Origin of the sequence: Streptosporangium subroseum, from assembly GCF_900188345.1 — a bacterium.
Lineage (GTDB): Bacteria > Actinomycetota > Actinomycetes > Streptosporangiales > Streptosporangiaceae > Streptosporangium > Streptosporangium subroseum.
The window spans coordinates 1-8,702 of the sequence record NZ_FZOD01000125.1 but is presented as its reverse complement, the minus strand read 5'-3'; the positions used below and the strand labels follow the sequence as shown (position 1 = coordinate 8,702).

The window sequence follows — 8,702 nt, the reverse complement described above, 5'->3', positions numbered from 1 at the left end:
GGTCACGTCCAGCGGAGTGGTGTATGAGTTGATCTCCGCGTGATCCTATTTCTGCAGGTTAAGCGGTAAGTGTCTGCGGGATCGGATTCTGCTGCGGTGTGTCGCCGCAGATCATGCGCAGCCGGGCCTTGGCCAACACGTCCAGACCCATGTAACGGCGAGCCTCGGTCCACTCATCGGTCTGCTCGGCCAACACCGCACCAACCAGCCGGACGATCGAGCCACGGTCAGGGAAAATACCGACCACATCGGTGCGCCGACGGATCTCCTTGTTCAGCCGCTCTTGCGGATTGTTCGACCAGATCTGCTTCCAGATCTCCCGAGGGAACGCAGCGAAAGCCAGCAGCTCCTCGCGGGCAGCGTCCAGGTGCTCACAGGCGGCCGGATACTTCGCCTCCAAAGCCTCGATCACCCAAGTGTGCTGGGCGCGCACCTGCTCAGCGGTGGGCTGATCGAAGATGGTGCGCACCAGCGTCGCCACCCACGGCTGGGCGGACTTCGGCACCGTCGTCAAGAGATTGCGCAGGTAGTGGGTGCGGCAACGCTGCCAGGACGCGCCGGGCAAGGTCGCGCCGATCGCCCCGACCAGCCCGGTGTGCGCATCAGAGATGACCAGCTGCACCCCGGCCAGGCCACGGGCCACCAGGCCGCGCAGGAACGCCAGCCAGCCGGCGCCGTCCTCGGCCGAGGTGACCTCCAACCCCAAGATCTCCCGGTTGCCGTTGGCGTTGACCGCGGTGGCGACCAGCACATGCACGTTGATGATCCGTCCGCCCTCGCGCACCTTCTGGGTGAGTGCGTCCAGCCACACGAACGCATACGGGCCCGCGTCCAACGCGCGGGTGCGAAAGGCCTCCACCTGCGCGTCCAGCACCTTGGCCATCTCGCTGACCTGGCTCTTGGAGATGTGTTTGATGCCCAGTTGCTCGACCAGCTTGTCCACCCGACGGGTGGAGACGCCCAGGAGATACGAGGTGGCCACCACGCTGATCAGGGCTTGTTCGGCCCGGCGACGGCGCTCCAGTAGCCATTCGGGGAAGTAGGAGCCCGAGCGCAACTTCGGGATCGCCAGCTCCACGGTGCCGGCGCGGGTGTCCCAGTCGCGGGAGCGGTAGCCGTTGCGGCGGTTGGTGCGCTCGTCGCTGCGGGTGCCGTAGTCGGCGCCGCACAGGCCGTCGGCCTCGGCCGACATCAATGCCTCGGCCATGGTCTTCACCATGGATCGCAACAGATCCTGATCTCTGTGCTCGATCTGCTCCGCCAGCCAGCTTGCGGGGTCCACACTGTTGTTCACGGCCATCGCTTTCTTCTCCTTCGATCATGGTTTCGCAACCTGAAGGATCACGCGATGGCCGTCCTCATTTCACGACGCCACGCCATCTAGCTGGGGAAACTCATACACCACGTCCGTGGACGCAACCGTCCCGGGTGCGCATCATCCGCGAGTTGCTGTCGCTCGGGCTGACCGTCGAGGACGTACGGGGTTGCGCCGATCGCCTGCAACTGCTGGACGGCGACACGCTGCCGCCGCGCGGCGGTCCCGGCTGCTCCATGGCGAGCGGCGTGGTGCAGCGCAGGCTCGCCGCCCTCGACGCGGAGATCACCCGCCTGTCCCGGGTGCGCGACCAACTCGCCGCGCGGGCCGGGGTGGAGGAAGAGCCGGAGACCGCGTAAGCGTGTCACTTACGCGCCGATCCTCACGTCCGCCCCGGCCGGCACGCAGGTCGAAGCCGCGCTCGACCACCCACCGGCGCGGGGCCCTCCGAAAGCCGGCTATCGGCTCGGGAGCGATCGCGGTAGCCCGAACCATGGGAGCACGCCATTGTCGAAGCGGATCATGGCGCGGATCCGGTCGCCGGCGAGGGCGATGACAAACAGGCCGGTCCCGTGGCGGATGCCGGTGGGAGTGTGCACGTAGGATCCGAACGCCGGCTGACCGTTGGCTCGCGTCGGCACCAGGTCGAACTTCCGGCCCGAGCCGAAGATGCCTGCGCAGAAGCGGGCCACGGCGTCCCGGCCCTCGTATTCGAGGGGCATCGGCGGCATGGACATGAAGACGTCGTCCGTCAGCAGGGCCACCAGCGCGTCGAGGTCGGCGGACTCGTACGCCTGGACGAACTTCGCCACGATCGCGTCCTCGGAGGGTGAGCAGGAGGCGGGAGGCCGTTCGCGGTCGGCGGTCGGCAGGCGGCGCTGCAGGCCGGCGCGCGCCCGTTTGAGGGCGCTGTTGACCGACTCGACGGTCGAGTCCAGCATGTCGGCCACCTCGCTCGCATGGAATCCGAGGACGTCGCGCAAGACGAGAACGGCGAGCTGGCGGGGTGGCAGGACCTGAAGCGCGGTCACGAACGCCAGGGAGATGGACTCGCTCTGCTCGTAGCGGGCCTCCGGCCCGAGCGGCACGTCGATCGCCCCCTCAAGGAGGGCGTCGGGAAACGGCTCAAGCCATACGACCTCGCCGAGCCGGGTCGGCTCGGGCGGTTGCACCCCGGGCACGTCCCACTCCTTGGCCGGGCGCCGGGCGGCCGAGCGACGCGCGTTGAGGCACCGGTTGGTGGCGATCCGGTAGAGCCAGGTGCGGAGAGAAGCACGCCCCTCGAACCCTCCGAAGCTCTGCCAGGCGGCCAGCAGCGTGTCCTGGAGCACGTCCTCGGCGTCCTGGAAGGATCCGAGCATCCGGTAGCAGTGCACCTGCAGCTCCCGGTGATGTGGCTCGGTCAGCTCTCGGAACGCCTCGCCGTCCCCGGCCCGCGCCCTGGTGATCAGCTCGGTAGTCACCACTTCGCCCTCGCCTCACGTCTCTCTCGCGTCCTGTCGCACTTCCATCCTGTGTAGACACCGGCCGAGGGGCGAACTGGGCGGTTTGCGGACGCCCAGTTTCCCGACGTCGCGGTGCCTATCCCGTCGACGGCTCTGACGATCGGACGCCGGTGGATGGCGGAGACGGCATCTCCGCGCGGATGGGTCTCAGCCGTCGGTCTCAACCCATGAGGTGGACAGATGTTGGCCACCCGGGCACGGAAAGGAACCAGAGATGATGCTGAAGGACAAGGTCGCGGTGATCTACGGAGCCGGAGGCGCGATCGGCGGCACTGTCGCACGCGCCTTCGCGTCCGAGGGGGCCAGGGTTTTTCTCACCGGGCGCCTCCAGGCACCGGTCGAGGCCGTCGCCAAGGACATCGTTTCCGACGGCGGATTCGCCGAGGCGGCGGAGGTCGACGCTCTCGACGAGCAGGCCGTGGGCAGGCATCTGCAGTCCGTGATCGATCAGGCGGGCCGCGTCGACATCTCGTTCAACGCGGTCGGGGTCCCGGACCTGGAGATTCTGGGCGTCCCTCTGGCCGAACTGGACGTCGAGCGGTTCTCCCTGGCGATCACGACCTATACGACGTCGTACTTCCTGACCGCACGCCTGGCCGCAAGACACATGATTCCCAGCAAATCGGGGGTGATCATGACCGTCACCGCGCTCCCCGCACGGATGGGCTCGCGATTGAACGGAGGCTACGGTCCGGCGCAGGCCGCCAAGGAGGCGCTCACCCGGGACCTGTCCGCCGAGCTCGCCCCTCAGGGCATTCGCGTGGTCGGCCTGCGACCGCACGGCATGCCGGAGACGAGCACGATGAGGGAGGCCTTCGAGGCCAAGGCGGCGGGCATGACCTGGGAGCAGTTCGAGGGGTATCTCGCCGGCACGACTCATCCGCGACGGGTCATGACGCTCGACGAGGTGGCGAACACGGCGGTTTTCATGGCGTCCGACAAGGCGAGCGGGATGACGGGAACGACCGTCAACCTGACCATGGGCAGCCTCGATGACTAGCGGCTGAGGCTCTGCCGGGCCCTGAGCCGATCTCGGTTCGACGGGTCATGGCGTGGGCGTGGAGGAGTTCCCGGCAGAACGAGCGGTTGCCCGAAGCGCCGTTCTGCCAGGGGCTTCGCACCGGCGGACCGGGAGGCTCCGTACTGGCGGACCGAGAGGCTTCGGGGCGCGGACCGGGAGGCTCCGTACGGCGAGCCGAGAGGCTTCGGGACGGCCATCCGGGAGGTTTCGTGACAGCCGCCCGGAAACTTTGGAACGGCCGCCCGGGAACGGGGCCGGTTCCTCACACGATCGGCGTCGCCGACGCATACTGGTCACCGTAGGCCTCTCCAAGGTGGTGACGATGGACAGCGGACTGATTCTGCTGATCTTCCTGGCGTTCCTGTTCGCCTGGGGCCTCAACCGGGTGCGCAGAGCCGTCCGGATGGGTCCCGTCGCCTACATGGGCGTCATGATCGTGTTTGTCATCGCGATGCTCGCCATCTGGGGACAGAACCGCTAGGAAGCCGATCGCCCAGGCGCCGCGTCACTCCGCCCCGGGCCACTCCGCCCCCGGGCCACCCCGGCGCCGAACCACTCCGGCGCCAGACGACCCCTGCGCCGGGCCGCCCCTCTGGCGGGAAGCCGGAGACAGACGAGTCTCCTGCGGCGGGAAGCCGGTGTCAGTCGCGTCACGTCCCCGCTCCCACCGGGCTTTCGTCGTGCGACTCCGGGAAACACCCATAGGGTTGGGCGTCCATTTGTGGAGTTTGGAATCGACGGCGGGAATTGTGGGCGCTTGGGAAGGGACGCCGGCCGTGCTCGCCGGTCGGTACCGATTGGCGGAGCTGATCGGCCGAGGCGGGATGGGCGAGGTATGGCGTGGTCATGACCTGCAACGGGACTGGCCGGTAGCGGTCAAGATCCTGTCACCGCAGGTGGCCGACCTCTCGATGCGCGAACGGTTCGCCAGGGAGGCGCGGATCGCCGCGCGGGTCGTTCATCCCAACGTGGTGACCGTGTTCGACGTGGGCGAGCACGAGGGCAGGCCGTATCTGGTGATGGAGTTGCTGACCGGCCGCGACCTCGCCACCGAGCTGGCGGAGAGGGGTCCGTTGAGCATCTCCGCGGTGTGCCACCTGGTGGGGCAGGCCGCGGTCGGGCTGGACACCGCGCACCGGGCCGGAGTCGTGCACCGTGACGTCAAGCCGGCCAACCTGCACCAGAGCGCGGACGGCCGGCTCAAGGTGGTCGACTTCGGAACGGCCCGGAGCACAAACGAGGCCGCGATGCGACTGACCTCCGTGGGAAGCGTCATCGGCACGGCCGCCTACCTGTCCCCCGAGCAGATCCTCGGCGAGGCGGGAGACGCGGCCTCCGATCTGTACGCGCTTGGCTGCGTGTGTTACGAGCTGCTGTGCGGGCGACCTCCGTTCGTCGGATCGCCGACGGAAATGATCTTCCATCACGTTCACAGCCTTCCGGATTCGCCCCGCAGGTACCGCCAGGACATTCCAGCGGAGCTGGAAAGACTGGTACTGGCCCTGCTGCGGAAAGATCCGGCCGTACGGCCCGCCAGCGGAGACGTCGTCCGTCAGGTCCTGGCCACGGTCGCCCGCCAGGTGAGGCCGCCCGCCCGGGACACCGCGACGTTCCCCACGGCTCCTGAAGGCCCTACAACCCCCGCAACCGCTACAGCCGCGCTCGGCTCGCCGGCGGAGGCGTGGGCTCTGCCCGGCTCGCCGGCGGAGCCGTGGACGGCGACGCTCATGCCGGATCGTCTGCGGAGTCGCCTGCCCGGGCGGCGCGCCGGTGCCGCGATGGGCCTGGCCGCCGCTCTGGTGGTCGCGGTCCTGTGGGCGTCGGCCTCGTCGGATCCGGCGGAGCCGCCCGTTTCCGCGACCTCTCCCACGATCTCGGCCGTGCTCCCGCTCACAACACCATCCATGCCGCCGACCGTCTCTCAGAGCCCGTCGGCGACTCCGGTCCCACCCCCGGTCCTGAATTCGCCGTCGCCGACAGCGGGGGGATGGCAGACGCGCCTGTCGGCCTTCAGCCGTGCCGTCACCGACCAGGAACGCCAGGGCGGCATCGACTCCAGGCTGGCCCGCGAGACCCACGAGAGAATCGGCAGGCTGGCCAGGAAGATCCAGGAGGGCAAGGACCGAGACGCTCGCGACGAGCTGAGCAGGCTTGGCCGCGATCTGGTCGAAGCCCGGCGAAAGGGCAGGCTCGCCTCCACGGGGCCCCTCATCTCCTTCCTGCAGGACTCCGGGCTCACCTTCGCCCCGGATGATCGCAAGCCCGACGGCGGCCGTCGTCACGGTCATGACGACGACCGTGATGACGATGACTAGTCGTCGAAGGTTGTCCTCGCGCCGGCCTCGATGCCGGCATGTCCTGCGCCGAGCCGTTCGCCGCGCTCAGACCGATGCCCCACCCGGGTGTTCGGGCGAGGGCATCGGAGGACCGGATCAGCGCCCGGCGGTTCGGGCGGCGTCCTCGATCAGGCGGGTGACATCGGAAGACCGGATCAGCGCCCGGCGATTTGGGCGGCGTCCTCGATCAGGCGGGTGACATCGGAGAGCCGGATCAGCGCCCGGTGGTTCGGGCGGCGTTCTCGATCAGGTGAGTGACGGCGCCGGGGTCGGTGAGCTGGACGGCGTGGGGTGCGTTGGTCTCGGTGATGTGGGCGTGGGCGCGCTTGGCCATGAAGCGTTCGGCCGCGGCGGGGATGGCGTGGTCGTTCTTGGCGACGAGATACCAGGAGGGGATGGTCTTCCAGGCGGGGGTGCCGGAGGGCTCGCCCAGGGCCTGGAGCGCGATCGGCCGCTGGGTGGCCGCGAGCACGGCCGCGTCCGCAGCGGTGAGGCCGTTGCTGAGGAAGACGTCACGGAACTTGGCGGGCTTGAGGTAGAGGTCGACGCCGGCGGTGCCGTCGGCCTGGGTGAAGGGGACCGCACTCAGGGCCGTGGGAACCTGCGCGTTGGGGTCGTCGGTGAGGTGGGTTCCGGGGAACTTGGCGCTCAGGGCGGCGGCGCTCTCGCCGCTGTCAGGGGCGAAGGCGGCGACGTAGACCAGGGCCTTGACGTCGGGGTTGCCGGTGGCCGCTTCGGTGATGACGGACCCGCCGTAGGAGTGGCCGACCAGGACGATCGGACCGCCGATGGTCTTGAGATAGTCCGCGAGGTACGCCGAGTCCCCGGACAGGCTGCGGAGAGGGTTCGCGGGAGCGACGACCGAGTAACCGTTCTTGCGCAGGCGCGTGACCACACCGCTCCAGCCGGAGGAGTCGGCCCAGGCTCCGTGCACCAGTACGACGGTCGGCTTGGGCGCGTGAGAGGCGGCGGAGGCCGCCGGTGCGAGCACGGTGCTCAGGGTGAGACCCGCGGCGGCGACGGCCAGAGCGGTGGAGATCAGCGAACGGCGAGGGGACATCGGGTTCTCCAAGGGGAAAGGGGTCGCGGTGGGACTGGGCTGCTCGGCGCGGGACCGGATCGACCTGAGCATGGGCAGTCTCAGCGGCGGCGCGACTTTAAGTAGATAGAACGTTCTTTCTTTTCGAAGATTAGAGAGGCCCCCGACCACTGTCAACCCAGAGACGGAACGTTCTACCTCATCGATGATCCATCCCGTCTGCCTGCTCAAGGGCTATCAGCCCCGGATGGTCGGCGGCGGCGGTAGCGCGCCAGGGCAGAAGCGTCGGCGACGTCGAGCGCGCCGGGGACGGGTGCGGCCGGAATACGACGGAAACGGTCCGCGCGAGACCTTGAACGGACAAAATCTGAGCACTGTCCCGTTCCCGGAACGGCGTCTGCACAGGTCAGCCCAGTGGGGCCGCCGCGGGAGCCAGTCCGGCCCCACGCCGGGCACGGCCATCCACAGCCCAAACCTTGGCTTCCGCTCCTAGCATCCGACCGGTGGTTTCCGGTGGACGCGGCCCGTATCCACCGTATTTCGATGGCATCCCCTGGAGACCCGAACCTCGAAGGCTCTACGGCCCCAAGGCTGTCTTCCGGGCTCCAAGCGGCCCGAAGTCGTAGACCGTGTTGTTCACCTGCAGTCCGTCGATCGCGCCGATGAAGGCGGTGTCCATGCTGAACCCAAGACTCAGCGTGATCACCGCGTCCGGCATCGCGGCCTTAAGTGCGTCGAACGAACACGGAGAAGCCAAAGTGCAGTTGATCAAGCTGCCCGTCGCCCCGGTGGCATACCACTGGCTGCCGGCCGCACTGGTGTCGTACTGCTGCCAAGTGTTGGGCAGCCTGGGGGCGGGAGCCGACGGGCCGGTAGAGGTATCGGGCAGATAGATCAATGTCGCGTAACCCGCCGAGCCCACATTGGGATCAACCTCTATGTTCAGCCCTGGCACGGAGACCTCCTCTGGAGAGTTGGCGCCCGCGAACGCCCAGTACTTCAGAATGGCGAGATCACTGATCGGCAACTCTGCGAAGTCCGTCTCATTGCCGAAAGTGATCTTGTCTGGGCTGTCGCCAACGATAATTCCCAGGCTTCCGACACCATAGGGCGGCGGTACGGTGGCCGAGGAGTTACCAGCAGGGTCTCGGCCATACGGGCCGACACGATAGACGGCACTCGGCCCGCCCTCTGATCCGCGGCCGATGATGCCCCACCTATCGTCGCAACAGATGGCTGACCCAGGAGGTCCTTGAGGTCCCGTCTCTCCCTGCGGTCCTGCGGGTCCGGTCGCGCCGATCGCGCCGGTTGCCCCGGTCGCGCCCGTCGCCCCGACCGGTCCAGCTGCGCCAGTCGCGCCTGTCGCACCGGTCGCGCCGGTCGCGCCGGCCGGTCCCGCCGCCCCGGTCGCACCGGTTGGCCCGGTCGCCCCGTTTGCCCCGGCCGGTCCAGCCGCACCTGCCGGTCCTGCTGCGCCAGTTGCGCC

Annotated in this window: 8 protein-coding genes and 1 pseudogene; 4 read left to right on the top strand and 5 right to left on the bottom strand. The window is 68.5% G+C overall.

Features of this window, described 5'->3' with window-relative positions:
- Positions 1-58 precede the first annotated feature (58 nt).
- The gene (locus tag CHC08_RS47000; RefSeq protein WP_089213735.1) at positions 59-1,300 is read right to left on the bottom strand and encodes an IS256 family transposase; all 1,242 of its coding nucleotides are present in this window, start codon (positions 1,298-1,300) and stop codon (positions 59-61) included.
- Positions 1,301-1,428: 128 nt separating this feature from the next.
- Here CHC08_RS47000 and CHC08_RS46995 point away from each other — a divergent pair, with 128 nt between their 5' ends.
- Positions 1,429-1,674, top strand: a complete 246-nt coding sequence (locus tag CHC08_RS46995) for a MerR family DNA-binding protein (protein WP_218825846.1) — start codon at positions 1,429-1,431, stop codon at positions 1,672-1,674.
- Positions 1,675-1,773: 99 nt separating this feature from the next.
- Here the strand turns inward: CHC08_RS46995 and CHC08_RS46990 are convergent, their stop codons facing one another.
- Positions 1,774-2,778: a sigma-70 family RNA polymerase sigma factor gene (locus tag CHC08_RS46990; protein WP_218825845.1), complete on the bottom strand. Its 1,005-nt coding sequence runs from the start codon at positions 2,776-2,778 to the stop codon at positions 1,774-1,776.
- Between the two features lie 256 nt (positions 2,779-3,034).
- On the opposite strand from CHC08_RS46990, the gene CHC08_RS46985 reads away from it, so the two are divergent.
- The 3 genes from CHC08_RS46985 to CHC08_RS46980 all read left to right on the top strand — a co-directional run bounded on the left by CHC08_RS46985 (position 3,035) and on the right by CHC08_RS46980 (position 6,156).
- Positions 3,035-3,820: an SDR family NAD(P)-dependent oxidoreductase gene (locus CHC08_RS46985; RefSeq protein ID WP_089213844.1), complete on the top strand. Its 786-nt coding sequence runs from the start codon at positions 3,035-3,037 to the stop codon at positions 3,818-3,820.
- A gap of 343 nt (positions 3,821-4,163) precedes the next feature.
- On the top strand, positions 4,164-4,322 hold the full coding sequence (locus tag CHC08_RS50425; protein WP_179282652.1) for a hypothetical protein: 159 nt from the start codon (positions 4,164-4,166) through the stop codon (positions 4,320-4,322).
- 295 nt (positions 4,323-4,617) lie between these two features.
- Positions 4,618-6,156, top strand: a complete 1,539-nt coding sequence (locus tag CHC08_RS46980) for a serine/threonine-protein kinase (RefSeq protein ID WP_143653702.1) — start codon at positions 4,618-4,620, stop codon at positions 6,154-6,156.
- 235 nt (positions 6,157-6,391) lie between these two features.
- Here the strand turns inward: CHC08_RS46980 and CHC08_RS46975 are convergent, their stop codons facing one another.
- The 3 genes and pseudogenes from CHC08_RS46975 to CHC08_RS51100 all read right to left on the bottom strand — a co-directional run.
- On the bottom strand, positions 6,392-7,237 hold the full coding sequence (locus CHC08_RS46975) for an alpha/beta fold hydrolase (protein ID WP_089213847.1): 846 nt from the start codon (positions 7,235-7,237) through the stop codon (positions 6,392-6,394).
- 556 nt (positions 7,238-7,793) lie between these two features.
- Positions 7,794-8,243 carry a hypothetical protein gene (locus tag CHC08_RS51105; RefSeq protein ID WP_218825844.1) on the bottom strand — a complete coding sequence of 150 codons (450 nt, stop codon included), beginning with the start codon at positions 8,241-8,243 and terminating at the stop codon, positions 7,794-7,796.
- A gap of 190 nt (positions 8,244-8,433) precedes the next feature.
- A pseudogene (locus CHC08_RS51100) lies at positions 8,434-8,702 on the bottom strand (hypothetical protein); the annotation flags it as partial.